We start from the raw sequence: 18,168 nt of genomic DNA, 5'->3' as shown, positions 1-18,168 counted from the left end.
AGAACAGTGGAAGAAGGCAGATATGACTTTTACTTGGCTAAATGGTGGCGTTACGCACATGGATGGGGGAGCCATGTTTGGAGTAGTACCTAAGCCCCTATGGTCCTGCAAATATCCTGTGAATGATCTAAATCAAATTGAGTTACGGACAGATCCTATTCTTATCCAAGTAGATGGATTAAACCTGCTTGTAGAAACAGGAATCGGCAATGGTAAATTTTCCGAGAAGCAAAAACGTAATTTTGGTATTACGGAAGAATCAACATTGGAAGAAGACTTGCAACAACTTGGCTTAACTACAGATGATATTGATCACATTCTAATGACACACATGCATTTTGACCATGCTTCTGGAGCGGCAAAATGGGAGGGTGAAAAGTTAGTACCTACATTCCCTAATGCGACAATTTGGGTTCAGAAGACAGAGTGGGAGGAACTTCGTCAGCCCAATATCCGCTCACGTAATACGTATTTTGAAGGAAATTGGAAACCCATTGAGCATCAAGTAAAGACATACCAAGAAAGTGTAGAGGTAGTGAATGGCGTGAAGCTAGTACATTCTGGTGGTCACAGTGCAGGACATTCTATCTTGATGATTGATCGAGGTGGAGAAAAGATTGTTCACATGGCTGATCTCATGCCGACACATGCCCACCAAAACAGCTTGTGGGTACTGGCATATGATGATCACCCAATGGCTTCTATTTCAGCAAAAGAAAAATACTTAGTACCTGCAATAAAGGAAGAGGCATGGTTTATTTATTATCATGATTATAAGTATCGCGCGATAAAATGGGATGAGAGTGGAAAAGAAGTGCAGGATGCAATATTAAGGAAGTAAACCTATTACGGAGACTAATAAAGAAAAATGCTTAGGGGAAATCCCTAAGCATTTAGTTTTTGTTATTTAATCTAGTGTGAAGTATCCTAAAATATACCCTTCTTCAGAACCTTGTGCTCCAATCCATGTTACGAGTGCATATTCTCCAGCAGGAAGTTGATCTAAGAGCCATTTTCCATCTACTTGTAAGTTCACTTCGCCTTCAGGTAGATTCGAGTATATATCGAGTATATCAATTGGGGCTAAACCAGGCGTGTAGATCATAAACTCAGCATAATCAATGTCTTTATTTAATAATAGAGTAACATTAAATACTCCATCTTCAGTTAATTGAAATCCACCAGCCTCTAAATGTGGAATTAAAAACTCATCTTCATTAGGGTCACCAACAAATAGTATCGTTGGCACTTCAATTACTTCATCACCGTGAGTTAAAGTAATTAATCCTTCATAGAAGCCCCACTCAAGACCACTTGCATTGACCTGGACATTCATATTTACCTTTTGCGTTTTACCAGGTTGGACATTGAGATTGTTACTTGTGTTTACTCGAATATGCTCTGAGCCATCGAAGAATTCAACATCAATAGAGTAACGTTTTCTTTCACTAGACAGGTTTTGAATCTCAAAATGTTGTCGCTCTACTTGACGTCCATTTTCTTTTTCAAAGGTTCCAAATGAATACGAGCCAGGTACAACTAGTGTTTCTGTCGTTAATGCATCTAGCACTCGAATACTTCCAGCACCTTGTGTGTTGAATGGATAGACATCGCCATTAGGGTCAGTAATAGACTCTGCAGTATTCATTAATGCAGACTTTACGTTATCCACACTCCAGTCCGGATACTTCTCAAGAAGTAATGCAGCGGCACCTGCTACATGAGGCGCAGACATACTTGTTCCCTGCATTGCTGCGTATCCATGTGGTGCTTCTGGATTATGTGTTGGAACGGTACTTGTAATATTCACTCCAGGGGCTGAAACATCAGGCTTGATCATCCATGTGTCAAGCACTGGTCCGCGAGATGAAAAATCTGCCACTGTTTCTCCAACTAAACCAGCATCTTCAATGTCAAAGGATACTGTATTATTACCGGCTTCTAATTCAGTTAGCATTGCTTCGCCATCTTGTTGGGAAATCTTAATAGTTGGAACTGCCATACCTGGTACACTCGGCTGTTCACCTGCTACATTATTGTAGATGATAGCTCCAACAGCACCAGCGTTAGCTGCATTTGTTGCTTTTTCAACAAAAGCAAACTCTCCACGCTCAATCAATGCAATTTTACCTTCTACATCAACTTCATCGAATTCCTCCGAACTTCCAAGACCTACGTGAACAAATTCATATTCTCCGTCATTTAGCCCTAACAAAGCTTCCTCACTAGGGTGTCCCATCACTTCAGCAGATGGATAATCAACTTCTCCATCAGTTGAAATTTCCACATCAAATACGTTATAAGGTAGTTGAGTTGCACCAACTGATATTGCTTCACGGCTTGTACCAGGTGAACCAACAGTCCAAGGGTTAGGACCTGAATTACCATTTGAAGTAACGGCTACAACACCTTCTGCCATTGCCCAGTCAAGAGCCAATGAAGTAGCGTAGTCAGGGTCATTCACATTTGCTCCAAGAGATAAGTTCATTACATCTGCTCCATCTAAAACTGCTTGTTCAATCCCAGCAAGAACATTTGCAGTTGTACCAGATCCACCAGGTCCTAGAACACGATAACCTAAAAGTGTCGCATCTGGTGCTACACCTTTAATCTCACCATTTGCTGCAATTGTTCCAGCAACATGTGTACCATGATTTGTTGAATCGCCTCTAGGATCATCCGCTGGTGTTTCCTGTGGATCATTATCGTTATCTACAAAATCCCATCCTTTATAATCTCCAAATGCATGGGCTAGGTCCGGGTGTGTATAATCTACCCCAGTATCGATAACAGCTACTGTTACTCCTTCTCCAGTAAAACCTAAATCCCAAGCTTCTTCTGAACCAATAAAAGGAGCTGAATCCATCATAGCTGGAGAAAACTCTTCTGCTGTTATAATCGTTGGATCAAATTCTGATGCTTGATAAGTAATATTTGGATATATTGCATTTATACCACTAATTCCGACTAAGTTTCTAATTTCATTTTGAGGTAGTTCTACTGCAAAGCCTGAAAAAACGTAACCATACTCATTATTGATAGAGCTGGTTGGAGCAGCTTTTTTTACAGACTCAATCACATTTTCTCGAACTTTATTCAAATTATTTTTGGATTGTACTTTACCTGTATGCTTCGCTTCAATGATAGAAGGTTCATTCAATTCTACGATTACAGTTACTGGTTCACTAGATGAATAGTCGTAATCACCTTTAATTGTAGGCAATCGTTCAGGAGACCCTTGACTAGCTTGTCCTGCTGTAGAAAAGCCAGTTACGAATAATAACATTGCTACTAAAAACAAAATTAAATACTTACTCATTAGATTTTTCAAACAAATCCCTCCATTTTGTTTAATAGATATTACAATATTTCGAAAATTCACCTCCTGCTATGTTGAATGAAAAGTTTTACTTTTCGTAATATATTAAATTCTTCGAGTGTAGAAAGATATCCTTGATACAAAAGAATCAAAAAAATTATTGGAAAATAGGAGGGGGTGTCGTAATATCGTACTTAAATATATTCTAAATAGGCATATAGGCTCTTCCTCTTTAGTGCGTTACTACTTTAATTGGGGCATAAGTCCTGATTTTGTGTATTTTAACTAACGATAACTCACAGATAAAAAGATTAAGAGAAAAATAATTAGTGTATTAAAATAATTATTTTTATAACTTACTTAAAGGATTATTTTTAAGAATAGCTCTTTTGAAAAAGTGACTAGTCTACTTAAGGCGGATAAATATAATGCAATATAAAAAACAGTCCAAATTAATTATTCGGCCTGTTCTCTTTTCTAATATATAAAAATTGTGTTGGGGGTTTGTGGAATCAAACTCGTGGAAGAAAAACAAAAAAAAATAAGAATTAGTCCAAAGAAACTAACTCCATTCATACTATTAAACCAAATTTGCTCAATACAATCTTTACATATAAAAAACATCTCCACTCATCATAGAGGGAGATGTAAAAATAAAATTTCTAGGCCCTTGAACTTTACTTGTTTAATCTTCTTGTTTTTCTAACTTAAGTATTGTTCCAGTAGCTGCATCAACAAAAAACTCATATGCACTCATTACCCCATTCTCATCAGTACATGTGAGTCCACCACGATACACCTGATACGTGAGCTGATCCTTTTCGAATTCCTCTGTAATCATATGAACCCATGACCCGTCAATTGAACCGAGATGTCCAGCTTTTTGCTTCACCATTTTCAAAGCTTTTTCAGGTGAAAGGAGACCTTGTTTTTTCTCTAATTGATTTTTTGCAAGTAAGGTGACAGCAACACCTGCACCAACACCGACTGCAAAGCGTTTCCAACCCATTTGATACACCTTCTTTCAAATAGAACTCAATGTTTATTTTATCTGTTTTACAAAGTATCATTCTGCATTTAGTATAGCCGAGATAAAAATAAAAGCCAAATTTCAAGCGCACAATTAAAAAATATGGATTGTACATATATATTTTGCCATGATAATAGGGAGAAAAAGATCTTTTCTTCACAAATGAGGAAGATTATTTCGTTAGTCGAAAAAGTGGAAAGATAAGAAATGTTTCGGTAAAATAAGTAGATGATACATAGACTAATTCTTGAAAGGAGAATTTGATGAATAAAGAAACTTTCGATATGTTTAATACATTAACGCAATTACCGGGAGCACCAGGGTTCGAGCATGAAGTAAGAGCCTTTGTTAAAGAGGAATTAAAAAAGTATAGTGATGAAATAGTTCAAGACAGACTTGGTGGCGTGTTTGGAGTTAAAAAGGGAGATGAAAATGGCCCTAAGGTAATGATCGCAGGCCACATGGATGAAGTTGGATTCATGGTAACTTCTATTACGGAAAATGGACTTATTCGTTTTCAAACATTAGGAGGCTGGTGGAGCCAAGTTTTATTAGCACAAAGATTGCAAATTATGACAGATAATGGTCCTGTTATTGGAGTCATTGGTTCTATTCCACCACATCTATTAGATGAAGCAAAACGAAAAAAGCCAATGGACATAAAAAATATGTACATAGATATCGGGGCAGATGATAAAGAGGACGCAGAGAGAATCGGGATTAAGCCAGGTCAACAAATAGTTCCTGTTTGCCCGATGCAAAAAATGGCCAATGAAAAGAAACTTCTCTCTAAAGCGTGGGATAACCGATATGGAGTTGGATTGTCTATCGAGCTTTTAAAGGAATTAAAAGATGAAAAAACTCCTAATATCTTATACTCTGGTGCCACTGTACAGGAAGAAGTTGGCCTACGTGGTGCACAAGTTGCAGCTAATATGATTCAACCAGATATTTTCTATGCCTTGGATGCTAGTCCTGCGAATGATGCTTCAGGTGAAAAGGATGCATTTGGTCATCTAGGAAAAGGAGCTTTACTTCGTATTTTTGACCGAACGATGGTAACGCATCGTGGAATGCGAGAATTTATATTAGATACGGCAGAATCTAATAACATTCCATATCAATTCTTTATTTCTCAAGGTGGAACTGATGCTGGACGTGTACACATGTCCGGAAATGGTGTTCCATCAGCAGTGATAGGAATTTGTTCTCGTTATATTCATACTTCTGCTTCCATTATCCATGTTGATGATTATGCAGCAGCTAAAGAATTGATCACTACTCTAGCAAGGAAGACGGATAAACAAACGGTAGAAGTGATTCGCCAAAATGTATAAAGCTAACTTTTGAACTGTCCTCCCCTTACTATTGGGGAGGTTTTTCTTTAAAGGAGAATAAATGATGATAACAAAAATATATATAGGCTCGAAAAATCCTGCAAAAATAAATGCTGTGAAACAAGTTTTTCCTGATTCCGTTCATTTATGTCCAGTGGATGTTCCATCGTCCGTATCTGCCCAGCCCTTCTCGGATGATGAAACGAGACTAGGGGCAAAGAATCGCGCAACTTATTTAGTTAAAAATATGAAAGCGCCAATGGCTATAGGGTTAGAAGGTGGTGTAGTGGATACAGATGAAGGAATGCAACTATGTAATTGGGGGGCACTAGCCACTGATACTGGGGATATCTATACTGCAGGGGGAGCTAGAATATTTTTGCCAAATGATCTTGCAGAAGAAATAAGATTAGGAAAGGAACTGGGCCTGGTTATTGACCAATGGGCTAATGCAGAGAATGTAAGAAAAGGTCAGGGCACAATTGGAATATTAACTATGGGTGAAGTAGATAGGGCTAAAATGTTTAGGCATGTAGTGGAACTTCTCTATGGACAATGGAAGTTCCATGAACGTAGAAAAGAAAGGGTGTCCACAAAAAAACAATGAGACACCCTCGAATAATTTTATTATTTTAATTGTCCTCAAAAATATAAGCAAGAGCCTGTAACGCTTGATCCATTGTTTCAACAGTGACTTGTGCTTTTTCTGATATTTCTTTAAGTGGGTGGTGAAGAGATTCTGGTCTAATCAGTATTAGTGGCTTCTGTAATGCAATTGCTGTTGCTGCATCCATGGCACTGTTCCACTGTTTATACTTTTCTCCGAAGAGTGCAATGACCACATCTGATTTGTTAAGTAACACCTGTGTTCTTAAATTATTGAACTTGGAGGCTGCTTCATCTTTTAATACTGGGTTCGGTTGTTTACCTAATATTTCTTCCCCAATATTATCAGACCTATCATGGTTTTCCATTGGACCAACAAATGTTAAAGGTAACTCTAATGCCGATGCTTTTTCTTTAAATTGTTTACGCCAATCATCATGAATTTGACCTGCTAAATATACTGTAAGCATGTAATTCACCCCTTTCTTCTCTACTAATTTTAACTCAAAGATCAACAAATGAAAAAGAAACAAAATATTAAAGATAAATGACATTTCTAGAAAGGTATTGTATTAATCAAAATAATTCATGTAATATGATAGAAGGCCTAGGAAGTAGGAGGGAGAAGAACATGAAATATAGTAAATTATTTGTTGTTTTAATAGTAGGATCATTTCTAACCTTTACTGCGTGTGCAGTATCTGAAGAAAGGGTTTTGGAATTAGCACAAGAGTCGTTTGCTGAGAAAATGGCACAAGAACCAAAGCCACAAACATATATCACAGATGAGTTAGCTATGTATGTACCTAGTTATACTAAAGTCAATGAGATCGATGATTATAATCTCATATTGGAGAGAGATGGACATATATTTTTATTGTTTTTAAATGATTTTGTAGAGTATGGTGATAGGGAAGATGTACTAGAAGAGCTAATGATTGAGGAAGAGCCATTCATTTTAGAAATGAAAAAAAATGGCGATGAAGTTGGATATTTTGTCGTAACTGAGCAGCCAGATGGTGAGTTTACAATTGTCGTAGGGTATGATGGTGTTAAAATTACAACGATTACAGACTTATCTAACATCAATAATATTGCAGAAATGATGTTTGATATCGTACATTCTGTGACAAAATAATGCAATAACATAGGGGCTGAGACATAACCAAATACTGTCTCAACCTCTTTTTTGTAACCAATATGGTAGGTGATATTGTGAAGGAATTTCTGAACAGAAAAGGAGTCCGTATATCTTTTCATACATATTTTGTGACCGGGCTTAGTTATATGGCATTGGGATTATTCTCATCATTAATCATAGGGTTGATAATGCAAACTGCCGGGAGAACAATCCCTGTTCCTTATTTCCATTTGCTGGAGTCAATAGGAACTACGGCAATGGGACTTATGGGGCCTGCAATAGGTGTGGCAGTTGCTTATGGACTTAAGGCACCTAGACTTGTTTTATTTGCTGCAGTCGTCAGTGGGGCCGCGGGAGCGGAGTTAGGTGGGCCAGCAGGAAGTTTTATAGCTTCATTACTTTCTACTGAAATTGGAAAACTCGTGTCAAAGGAAACGAAAATAGATATTATTGTTACTCCACTCGTTACAATTATTACTGGTGTTGGGACAGCTACAATGATTGGACCAATCATCGCCAATTGGGTGGAGAGCTTTGGTGATTTAATTATGTTTGCTACCCTTCAGCAACCGTTTATCATGGGGATTTTAGTCGCTGTTTTAATGGGACTAGCTCTCACTGCACCAATTTCGAGTGCTGCAATAGCAATCATGCTAGGTCTAGAAGGTTTGGCTGCTGGAGCAGCTACAGTAGGATGTGCAGCACAGATGATGGGCTTTGCGACGAGTAGCTTTAGGGAAAATAGGTGGTCAGGTATAGTAGCCCTCGGTTTAGGGACGTCCATGTTACAAATTGCAAACGTAATGAAGAAACCGGTTATTCTTATTCCACCAACGTTGACTGCTGCCATTCTTGGTCCATTTGCCACATTAGTTTTTCACATGGAAAATAATGCTGCAGGAGCTGGTATGGGAACAAGTGGGTTGGTAGGACAGATTATGACGGTGGAGACGATGGGGAGTGATGGGAGTGTACTATTTTCCATCTTGGTTCTCCATATACTTGCACCTGCCCTCCTTAGTCTGATAATCTCAGAAGGAATGAGAAAGATTGGTTGGATTAAGTTTGGAGATATGAAAATTGAACAATCATAGGGGGAAATAAATATGAAGCAAATTGAATCGAAGGAGCAGTTCCGTCAAGCAACGGAAGAACAGGGAAGTGTTTTTATGTTCACAGCTGGATGGTGTCCAGACTGTGTCTTTATTGAACCACATTTGCTAGACTTGGAAGATTCATTCAAGGAATTAACTTTTTATAAAGTAAATCGCGATGATTTTATTGAATTATGTCAGGATCTAGATATATTTGGGATACCAAGCTTTCTTGTTTATAAAAATGGAAAAGAGGTTCATCGTTACGTAGATAAGAATCGAAAAACAAAGGAAGAAATAGAAAAGTTCCTAAACGATGCTTTAAGTAAATAAAAGTGGAATACGAGAAGGGCTGCTAATCACTAAAATTGTGTAAGCAGCTCTTTTAACTTTTACCTGAATTCGTGATAAGAGTTGTTGATATGCAATCTACCAGCTTGCTTATAAAGATTAAAGCACGTTCGTTGGTAGATAGATTGTAACATGGTAAAATAGCATTAGATTAGGAGGTATTGCAATGAAACCAATCGAAATTAAACGAGAACTAGAATCAGCCCTTAAAAATGAAAACTGGGTGACTTCTTACGATAAAGATAATGAAAGCATGAAAGTAATAGATAAGCGAGTAAACAAAGGGGTAACGATTCAACTTTCAACGATAAAGGACAAATTTAAGGAGAATAAGGAAAAAGCCCTAAAGGATACAGTCCAAATTGTCTCTGAAGGTTTAAGGCTACTCGTGATGCCAATTGAAATTAAAGGGAATGAAAAGAATATTTATCCAGTAGTTCGCTCTACTTCTTTCCCACTAGAAAAGGAAGATGGGAAAAAATTAATCTATAGTGACCATACTGCAGAAACAAGGATTTTTTACGCAGTAGACCGTGGTGCATCTTATTCTCTTATCGATGAAGAGAGCCTTTCTACAGAAGGGATAAGCCTGAAGGAAATTAAAGAGATGGCTTTATTCAATGTGAGATCTCTCTCACATGAACTAAAAGTAGATGAAGTAGCTGGTAATAAATTTTATTTTCTACACACAGATGATGGATATGATGCAAGCCGAATCCTAAACGAACCATTGCTAAAAGAGATGGATGAAAAAGTTGCTGGGGAACTTGCGGTAGCTGTACCGCACCAGGATGTACTTGTTTTTGCTGATATTCAAAACGAGACAGGGTTCGATGTGCTAGCTCAAATGGTGTTTCAATTTTTCTCGGAAGGTCGTGTTCCAATTACAGCACTTCCTTTCGTATATAAAGACGGGGAACTAGAACCTATATTTATTCTCGCACAGAGAAAACCGAAAGGTAGTACAAAAAAATAGTAAAATAATCGCTCCTTCCGTATGAATTAGGTTTGATACGGAAATGGGCGATTTTTTATTTTTGCAACAATGTAAGTTCCTATTGGCAAAGTTAGCAAAATCAAAAATCTATATCAAAGTTTAACAGGTTTTTTATTTAAAAAACCTCCTACATATCTATTATAATTTGATATACTGCTACATGAAGGATAAAAAGAAACTAGTAATTTATCAATGCAAATAAAAAAGGATGATATCATTGGATCGTTTCAAACGAATGTATACATATTTTAAAGAATGGATTTTTCCTAAAGATGAAATGGAAAACCAAACAAATAGACAACAAAACAGGAGTACAACTTACTCAAATAAACTTTATAACAATATGGTTGGAGCTAAAGTAATTCACCAATATCCAAAATCAAATAACTTTCCTTTTCCTGCAGTGAGAGATGATGAACCGTTAGGGGAGTTAGTTGAAAGAAACAGGAAAAGGAAGAGTGAGAAGAAACAAACGCTAGAGCCCGACAAACCTACCATAAAAACAGATAAGGTAGTGAATATTAATCAAAATAAACAATCAGAAGAGCGTACACAATTTTTTCAAGGTACGCAATTCTCCTATCAAAAGAGTCCGTCTCCCATATATGGCTATAGGATCAAAAATGATAATGATGAAAATAATGAAGAAATAAAGGAAGAACAAGCTACTATACTTGAAACATTAAAACCTGTAGAGAAAGAAGAAGGAGCCTTCCAAGTTAATTACATGGAAGACGACAACGATGAACATGAAACAAAGACAGAATCAGTTGCGCTTGGTAGTGAAAATGATGAAATAACCAAACCTTTATCTATAGTTAACGAAAAAAATACGGTGGATAACTCACCTATTGAAAGGATACCTTCTTCAATAAATACGAAAGACAAGCAAACAGAAGAGGTCAAAGCATTTGAAATTCAAACTAGAAAAGTAGAGGAAGGTCGTACGAGTAGTGATAGAAAAGTAGTAGAAGGAAGCAATATACCATTTAACGTTATGATGTTTAAGCGAGATCGAATAAAAGAAAGCAAGAAAAGGGTTGAGCAAGAAAAAAATTATGCTTATCCTACCCTACATTTACTAGATATACCTCCGAGGAATGATAGTTCAGATAAAGAGTGGTTAACAAAACAAATTAATAAGTTAGATGAGACTTTTCGCTATTTTAATATAGGAGCAAATGTCGTTAATGTAACTGAGGGGCCAACAGTTACAAGGTTTGAGGTTCAGCCTGAGCCAGGAGTGAAGGTCAGTAAGATTACGAACCTATCAGATGATATTAAACTTGCTCTAGCTGCCAAAGATATAAGAATTGAAGCACCTATTCCTGGGAAAAATACTATTGGGATAGAAGTGCCTAATAACGATCCTAAACCAGTGTTATTAAGAGAAACACTACGTCATTCTTCCTTCCAACAAGGAAGTTCTCCGTTGACAGTCGGATTAGGGATGGACATAACAGGAACTCCTGTAGTAACGGACTTGCAGAAGATGCCCCATGGATTAATCGCCGGGGCAACGGGGTCTGGTAAAAGTGTTTGTGTAAACTCTATTTTGGTAAGCTTGTTATATAAAGCATCTCCAGAGGAGGTTAGACTATTACTAATAGATCCGAAAGTGGTGGAGTTAGCACCTTATAACGATATACCACACCTGGCTTGTCCTGTTATTACAGATCCAAAAGAGGCTACAGAGGGACTAAAATGGGCTGTACTAGAAATGGAACGAAGGTATGAATTATTTGCAGAGCACGGAACAAGAGATTTGAAAAGATTTAATCATAAGATGAAAGAAGAGGGGAAGAAGGAGCTAGTTCTACCATATATTGTAGTAGTGGTAGATGAATTAGCAGATTTAATGATGGTTGCACCGCATGATGTGGAAGAAGCAATTTGTCGTATCGCTCAAAAGGCTAGAGCTTGTGGCATTCATCTTTTAGTTGCTACACAGCGTCCTTCCGTCGATGTTATTACAGGATTAATAAAAGCGAACATACCTACAAGAATAGCATTTTCTGTGTCTGCCCAAGCTGATTCTAGGACGATCTTGGATGGTGGAGGTGCAGAACGGCTTCTTGGAAAAGGTGATATGCTATTTTTAGAAAATGGGTCAGGTAAACCAGTACGTATTCAAGGGACCTTTGTTTCTGATGATGAGATAGACAGAGTGATGTCTCATGTGAAAAAAATTGATAAACCAGCATTTCTTTTCGAAAAAGAGACGCTGCTTCAACAAGTGGATGGAGAAGCAGAGGATGAACTCTTTGAAAGAGCGTGTGAATTTGTCTATGAACATCAAGCTGCATCAGCTTCTTTACTGCAGCGTCACTTCCGAATCGGCTATAATCGAGCAGCAAGAATGATAGACGAAATGGAAATGAGAGGTATCATTTCAGAAGCGAGAGGTAGTAAACCTCGAGAAGTTTATTTGACAAAAGAAGAAATTAACGAAAGAATAAGGTAAAGGGAGATTTTTACCTACACAGAGTTCCCATTTTTTTATAAAATATGGTATAACTATCACATCAGTATATATTTATCTAGGGTGTGGGATCCCATCAGCTTTCCAGCTAGGTGTAATAAAAGAAAGTGTAAGGAACGACGCAAGATTCTTTACCAGCAACACTTGAGATAAGAATAGAATCAAAAAGAATAGGGGGAGTGTTCACATGCAACAAATTCCTTTAGCAAATTTGGTTCAATATGTATCTCCGAAGTGGCTTCACCTACTGAAAGAAGAAGAGAGAACACAATGGATAGTCTTAAAAAATGGAATTGCGCAAGTTGATGAAGAAGATTTAGTAGAAATTGTAGAAGCAGTTATACAAGAGCATCAAAAAAGTCCATTTTACCACTAAATGATGTAATTGGTGGTGCATTGGTTAAAGTAAATCAAGGAGTTATGTAAATGAAGGAAATAAGTTTAAAGTTACAAGGGAAAATTAAAAGATTAACGAACAAAACATTTAAATTTGATGAACGTGTGGGAGAAGGTTGGTTCTCAGCTGTTTACTTTTTAAAAACGAAAAAAATTGCAGAGAGACATAAGCCAGACAATATTGTTACAATGCAGTTTTTTCAGAAAGAACACGCTGTATTATGCGGCACGGACGAAGTGATCGCACTCATCAACACTTTTGCCACAAACCCAGAGGAACTTGAAATCTACTCCTTAAAAGATGGGGACAAAATTCAACCCTTTGAAACTGTTTTTACCATTAAAGGACCTTATCAAAGCTTTGGATTTTTGGAAGGTGTCATAGACGGTATTTTTGCTCGAAGAACATCTGTTGCTACTAATGTGTATGAGGTTGTTAAAGCAGCGAAAACATCAGGGATAGAAAAACCGATCATTTTTATGGGAGATCGTGACGATCACTTTACTCAACAGGCTGGAGATGGTTATGCAGCATATATTGGTGGATCCCAAGCCCAAGCAACACATGCGATGAACGAATGGTGGGGAAAGCAAGGAATGGGAACAATGCCCCATGCATTAATCCAACTGTTTGAAGGAGATGTGGTGGAAGCTACTAGAGCTTATTATGAAACATTCCCAGAGGATGATTTATTAGCCCTTGTAGACTACAACAATGATGTGATCACCGATTCTCTGAAAGTAGCAAAGGCTTTCGGAAATAAATTAAAGGGAGTTCGTGTAGATACTTCTAAAAATCTTATTGATGAATATTTCACACGGAATCCAGAAGTGCTTGGCACATTTGATCCCCGTGGTGTAAATCCAACTTTGTTATTTGCATTACGTGAAGCATTGGATAAAGAAGGCTATCAACACGTAAAGATTGTTGCCTCAGGTGGTTTTGATGCAAAAAGAATTAAGCAATACGAAGAAATGAAGGCTCCAGTAGATATGTATGGTGTCGGTAGTAGCCTGCTTAAAATTCATATTGGTTTTACTGGTGATAATGTACTCCTTAATGGAAAACCACAGGCTAAAACTGGTAGAAAATATAGACCAAATCCACGTTTAGAAAAAATTGAGTTACAAGCTTAACTATAAAGAGGCTGGGACATAGCTAAAGTGTTTTAACTGAAAAAGCGAACAATAATAACTATAGCGAAGGAAATATACGTAGACTCCGGTGGGATTGAAGGCATGGGTGAGACCCCGTAGTGCGCAGCACGAGGAGGCTCACCAGCCGCCCATGGAAAGCGAAGTGTATTTCCGAAGCGAATGTTCGAATTTTTCATATGTTAAAAACACTTTCGTCCCGGCTTTTTTATATGTTTGCTAAAGAAGGGGAATTTCATGGAAAGAAAGCAATCCTTTTTTCTCATTGACTTTGAAAAAGTTAAACAGGAAAAACAGGCACACATAGAACGGAGCTTATTTGATTTATATACTCATTTTTTTGAGTATATGGAACAACATACTAATATACGTGAAAAAGTTCGTGCCAAAAAGTTATTTTCACATAAAACCAAAATAGACATTTTAGATATAGAAACTGACAATGTCATTGGAGCACATTTTGAGCATTGGTTTGCCTTTGATTATATTACTGTAGTTGGCTCAAGAATGTTTGATTTATTTGTTAGGGAAAAGAAAGGAGATTTAACGAAGTCCATGTTAGATTTAAGTGGATTTTTTATGCTAATGTCATTGGAACCAGTGCAAATTGATGAAGTCACTGGTAGTACAGTAGTGTATAATAGCTACTTTAGCTCTACAAGTGATACGGCAAAATTCTTCTTATTTAGTCCTGAGGTTACTGCAGGTGATTTAGTATTTATGAGGGTTTTAAATGTAGGTTCGGTAAAAAAAGTAATTGGACCTGCTTTTTCAATTATGAAACAAAGGGAATCTGAAGTTCTGCAGGAAGTAATGCTGCTAAAACAATCAAAGAATTATAGGACGAAAATGAAAGAAAATGGTATTGATTATTTACGTTATAAAAAAGGAAAAGATAAGAATACTTAAGAATTACGTTAAGTATTATAAGATAGGAAAGAGTACATTGGTAACTTATCTAGATTTTGCTATAATAGGTAAGTATGAATTTAGATAGGCGCATTTATACAATTAAGGCATATACTTTATTAAATGATTCGAGTGGACCTTAAATGGTACCCTCAGAACCAATGGATTTTGGAGGTTCTCCCAATGACAATTTATCATTTTATCGGAATTAAAGGTTCTGGAATGAGTGCACTTGCACAAATACTAAGCGATATGAAATATAATGTCCAAGGCTCTGACGTGGATAAGGTTTTCTTTACGCAAAAACCATTAGAGAGAAAAGGAATACCCCTTCTTCCATTTCAGAAAGAAAATATTCAAGTTGGTCAAACCTTGATCGCTTCAGCAGCATATAATAATGAAAATGAAGAAATTAAAGAGGCAAATGATAAAAACATCCCTGTTCATCAATACCCAAGTTTTCTTGGTGAATTTATACAAAATTTCACGAGTATTGCCATTACAGGTTCACACGGAAAAACCTCTACTACAGGCTTACTAGCACATGTATTACAGGAAGCTAAACCAACATCTTACCTTATTGGGGACGGCACTGGACGTGGAGAAGAGAATAGTGAATTTTTTGTGTTTGAAGCATGTGAGTACCGTCGACATTTTTTAAACTATAAACCAGACTATGCTATCATGACGAATATCGACTTCGATCATCCAGACTATTTCCAAAATGTTGACGATGTTTTTGATGCCTTTCAGGAAATGGCAATGCAAGTAAAGAAAGCTATTATTGCTTGTGGTGATGACGAATATTTACAACGAATCAATGCACAAGTTCCTGTCGTGTATTATGGATTAAGTGAAGACCATGATTTTCATGCGAAAAATATTAGTACTGACGAGAATGGCACACATTTTGAAGTGTATGTGAGGGACTCGTATTATGATACCTTTTCCATTCCAGGCTACGGAACTCATCATGTTTTAAACGCATTAGGGGTTATAGCTTTATGCCATTATGAACAAATTGATGTAGAAATTGTTAAAGCTCGCCTAAAAACCTTTGGGGGAGTGAAAAGGAGATTTAGTGAAACAACAATTGGAACTCAAGTTCTCATTGATGATTATGCCCATCACCCAACAGAAATTCGGGCAACGATAGAATCTGCTAAACAAAAGTATTCGGATAAAGAAGTTGTTGCAGTATTTCAACCACATACTTTCTCAAGAACGGTAACATTTTTAGATGATTTTGCAGATAGCTTGAAAAATGCAGATCATGTTTACTTATGTGATATATTTTCCTCAGCTAGGGAGAAACCTGGTGAACTAACGATCCAAGACTTAATTGAGAAGGTTCCAGGTGCGGAGTTAATACAGGAAGACACTATCTCTAAGCTTAAGGAACATGAAAATAGCGTCATTTTGTTTATGGGGGCAGGAGATGTACAGAAATTCCAATCTGCCTATGAAAAAGTATTAAAAAACTGATGGTCTACTTGACCATCAGTTTTATCTTTTCATCATTATTTCAACAAAGTTGTATTGAGCCTTATTTTAAATTTTCAGGGTTTAACATTAATAAATCATCAACAACAAATCTGCCGTTTTCCCTAATTAATTCATCATCAAAATAAATATTTCCTCCGCCATATTCTGGACGTTGGATATTAACGATATCCCAGTGAATTGCAGAATCGTTGCCATTATAGGCATTCTCATATGCTTGTCCAGGTGTGAAGTGGAAGCTTCCGTCAATCTTCTCGTCAAATAATATATCTTGCATTGGGTGTAAAATATATGGATTTACGCCAATGGCAAACTCTCCAATATATCTTGCTCCTTCGTCCGTATCAAGGATTGCATTGATCTTTTCGTCATTATTTGATGTAGCCTTCACAATTTTACCATCCTTGAAGGTAAACTGGATATTTTCAAATGTAAAGCCCTGGTATGGGGAAGATGTGTTGTAAGTAATAGTACCATTAATAGAGTCCTTCACAGGTGCAGTATAAACTTCCCCATCAGGAATATTTAATCGTCCAGCACATTTGATGGCAGGAATATCTTTGATGGAAAAACTTATTTCAGTTCCCTCACCAGTAATTCGAACTTTATCTGTTTTGTTCATTCTGTCTACTAATGCATCCATTGCTTGATCCATTTTACTATAGTCTAGATTACAAACATTGAAGTAGAAATCTTCAAAACCAGCTGTACTCATTTTTGCTAATTGGGCCATAGACGAACTTGGGTAACGGAGAACAACCCATTTTGTTTTAGGTACACGAATTTCTCGATGTACTTTTGTACCGACTGTTTTTTGATGTAAGCCCATTTGAGCATCGGGTACATCAGATAGCTCATTAATGTTATCACCAGCACGTAAACCTATGTATGCATCCATTTCTTTCATCACAGTTGCTTCGAACTCAGCAGTTAAGTTTTGCTGTTCCTCAGTAGCACCAAGTAGTAATGATCGGTTTATTTCATGATCTTTAAGGGAAACAAATGGATGTCCACCTACTTTATATGCTTCTTCTACTAAAGCACTTACTAGTTCTTTTTGAATGCCAAAATTCTCAATAAGGATTTTTTCACCTTTTTGTAGATTAACAGAATAGTTTATTAAGTTTTGGGCCAAGGTTTGAATACGAGGATCTCTCATGATATGATATACCCCTTTCTTTTTGTTCCGTAAGAATAATTGTACAAGATATATTTTACACAGATTTTGTGCGTTATACTAGCACTAGCCCTTGATTGTTAAGTAAAGTTTTCGAAGGTGAAAAGGTAGGAGGATTTTTAAAGATATTGTAGAATGATGTTATGATAGGTGTATGTGAGGGTAAGACAGTATGTTTTTGTATCAGAAAAGGTAAAATAAGTAATGAGGAGGTATTATATGGATAATTTATTATACATTAGTATAGGGGTTATTGCTGTTGCATTTGTAATTTTGGTGTATTATTTAATTAAGACAATATTTGCTATGAAAAAGACGCAGGAAAATATAATGGACACAGTTCTGAACATAAAGGGCCAAGTTAATGAGGTTGCGAAAGAATCAAAAGATTTGATACATAAGTCAAACCACTTATTAGAAGATTTTAAGCGTAAGTCAGAATCGCTGGATTCAGTTTTCATAGCAGCGAAAGATTTAGGGGATTCACTACAACAAATGAATCGCTCTGTAAAGGTATTATCAAATACGGTATCTCAGAAAGCTAATCAACAGTCTGAGCAAGTTGCACAGGCTATACAATGGGGAAGTGCTGCTATTGATTTGTGGGCTAAATGGAAAGATAAGAAAGATAAGACAAAGAAAACTGATGACCAAACAGATACTAAATAAAG

17 protein-coding genes are annotated in these 18,168 nt (G+C 36.8%); 13 read left to right on the top strand and 4 right to left on the bottom strand.

The window, feature by feature from the left end; genetic code table 11:
* Window positions 1–22: 22 nt before the first annotated feature.
* Entirely contained in the window at window positions 23–841 is an 819-nt protein-coding gene (locus BW724_RS16420; RefSeq protein ID WP_088077992.1) for a YtnP family quorum-quenching lactonase, read from the top strand.
* A gap of 66 nt (window positions 842–907) precedes the next feature.
* Here the strand turns inward: BW724_RS16420 and BW724_RS16415 are convergent, their stop codons facing one another.
* Together BW724_RS16415 and BW724_RS16410 are read right to left on the bottom strand one after the other, a co-directional pair.
* The gene (locus BW724_RS16415) at window positions 908–3,319 is read right to left on the bottom strand and encodes a S8 family serine peptidase (RefSeq protein ID WP_088077990.1); all 2,412 of its coding nucleotides are present in this window, start codon (window positions 3,317–3,319) and stop codon (window positions 908–910) included.
* 685 nt (window positions 3,320–4,004) lie between these two features.
* Window positions 4,005–4,328, bottom strand: coding sequence for a PepSY domain-containing protein (locus BW724_RS16410; protein WP_088076255.1), 324 nt, complete (start codon window positions 4,326–4,328; stop codon window positions 4,005–4,007).
* Window positions 4,329–4,612: 284 nt separating this feature from the next.
* Between BW724_RS16410 and BW724_RS16405 the strand changes: the two genes are divergently transcribed.
* Together BW724_RS16405 and BW724_RS16400 are read left to right on the top strand one after the other, a co-directional pair.
* The gene (locus BW724_RS16405; protein ID WP_088076254.1) at window positions 4,613–5,686 is read left to right on the top strand and encodes a M42 family metallopeptidase; all 1,074 of its coding nucleotides are present in this window, start codon (window positions 4,613–4,615) and stop codon (window positions 5,684–5,686) included.
* A 64-nt stretch (window positions 5,687–5,750) separates the two neighbouring features.
* Window positions 5,751–6,293: a DUF84 family protein gene (locus tag BW724_RS16400; protein WP_176371438.1), complete on the top strand. Its 543-nt coding sequence runs from the start codon at window positions 5,751–5,753 to the stop codon at window positions 6,291–6,293.
* A 25-nt stretch (window positions 6,294–6,318) separates the two neighbouring features.
* Here the strand turns inward: BW724_RS16400 and BW724_RS16395 are convergent, their stop codons facing one another.
* The gene (locus BW724_RS16395) at window positions 6,319–6,762 is read right to left on the bottom strand and encodes a YtoQ family protein (protein ID WP_088076253.1); all 444 of its coding nucleotides are present in this window, start codon (window positions 6,760–6,762) and stop codon (window positions 6,319–6,321) included.
* A gap of 161 nt (window positions 6,763–6,923) precedes the next feature.
* Here BW724_RS16395 and BW724_RS16390 point away from each other — a divergent pair, with 161 nt between their 5' ends.
* The 9 genes from BW724_RS16390 to murC all read left to right on the top strand — a co-directional run bounded on the left by BW724_RS16390 (window position 6,924) and on the right by murC (window position 16,302).
* The gene (locus tag BW724_RS16390) at window positions 6,924–7,430 is read left to right on the top strand and encodes a hypothetical protein (RefSeq protein WP_088076252.1); all 507 of its coding nucleotides are present in this window, start codon (window positions 6,924–6,926) and stop codon (window positions 7,428–7,430) included.
* Window positions 7,431–7,507: 77 nt separating this feature from the next.
* Window positions 7,508–8,527: a PTS sugar transporter subunit IIC gene (locus BW724_RS16385; RefSeq protein WP_088076251.1), complete on the top strand. Its 1,020-nt coding sequence runs from the start codon at window positions 7,508–7,510 to the stop codon at window positions 8,525–8,527.
* A gap of 12 nt (window positions 8,528–8,539) precedes the next feature.
* Window positions 8,540–8,860 (top strand): thioredoxin family protein, encoded by a 321-nt coding sequence (locus BW724_RS16380; RefSeq protein ID WP_088076250.1) that lies wholly within the window; start codon window positions 8,540–8,542, stop codon window positions 8,858–8,860.
* Window positions 8,861–9,044: 184 nt separating this feature from the next.
* The gene (locus BW724_RS16375) at window positions 9,045–9,854 is read left to right on the top strand and encodes a DUF1444 domain-containing protein (RefSeq protein WP_088076249.1); all 810 of its coding nucleotides are present in this window, start codon (window positions 9,045–9,047) and stop codon (window positions 9,852–9,854) included.
* A gap of 298 nt (window positions 9,855–10,152) precedes the next feature.
* Window positions 10,153–12,339, top strand: a complete 2,187-nt coding sequence (locus tag BW724_RS16370; protein ID WP_417891422.1) for a DNA translocase FtsK — start codon at window positions 10,153–10,155, stop codon at window positions 12,337–12,339.
* Window positions 12,340–12,544: 205 nt separating this feature from the next.
* Window positions 12,545–12,733, top strand: coding sequence for a hypothetical protein (locus BW724_RS16365; protein WP_088076248.1), 189 nt, complete (start codon window positions 12,545–12,547; stop codon window positions 12,731–12,733).
* A 50-nt stretch (window positions 12,734–12,783) separates the two neighbouring features.
* Window positions 12,784–13,890 (top strand): nicotinate phosphoribosyltransferase, encoded by a 1,107-nt coding sequence (locus BW724_RS16360; protein ID WP_088076247.1) that lies wholly within the window; start codon window positions 12,784–12,786, stop codon window positions 13,888–13,890.
* 255 nt (window positions 13,891–14,145) lie between these two features.
* On the top strand, window positions 14,146–14,817 hold the full coding sequence (locus tag BW724_RS16350; protein ID WP_088076246.1) for a hypothetical protein: 672 nt from the start codon (window positions 14,146–14,148) through the stop codon (window positions 14,815–14,817).
* 183 nt (window positions 14,818–15,000) lie between these two features.
* Window positions 15,001–16,302 carry a UDP-N-acetylmuramate--L-alanine ligase gene (murC, locus tag BW724_RS16345; RefSeq protein WP_088076245.1) on the top strand — a complete coding sequence of 434 codons (1,302 nt, stop codon included), beginning with the start codon at window positions 15,001–15,003 and terminating at the stop codon, window positions 16,300–16,302.
* A 61-nt stretch (window positions 16,303–16,363) separates the two neighbouring features.
* Here murC and BW724_RS16340 read toward each other — a convergent pair whose 3' ends face one another.
* Window positions 16,364–17,479 (bottom strand): aminopeptidase, encoded by a 1,116-nt coding sequence (locus BW724_RS16340; protein ID WP_088076244.1) that lies wholly within the window; start codon window positions 17,477–17,479, stop codon window positions 16,364–16,366.
* A gap of 237 nt (window positions 17,480–17,716) precedes the next feature.
* Between BW724_RS16340 and BW724_RS16335 the strand changes: the two genes are divergently transcribed.
* On the top strand, window positions 17,717–18,166 hold the full coding sequence (locus BW724_RS16335; RefSeq protein ID WP_088076243.1) for a DUF948 domain-containing protein: 450 nt from the start codon (window positions 17,717–17,719) through the stop codon (window positions 18,164–18,166).
* Window positions 18,167–18,168 lie beyond the last annotated feature (2 nt).

The organism is Litchfieldia alkalitelluris (assembly GCF_002153425.1).
Lineage (GTDB): Bacteria > Bacillota > Bacilli > Bacillales > Salisediminibacteriaceae > Evansella > Evansella alkalicola.
Note: the sequence above shows the minus strand (reverse complement) of the source record. Positions and strands in the feature narration are given on the sequence as shown.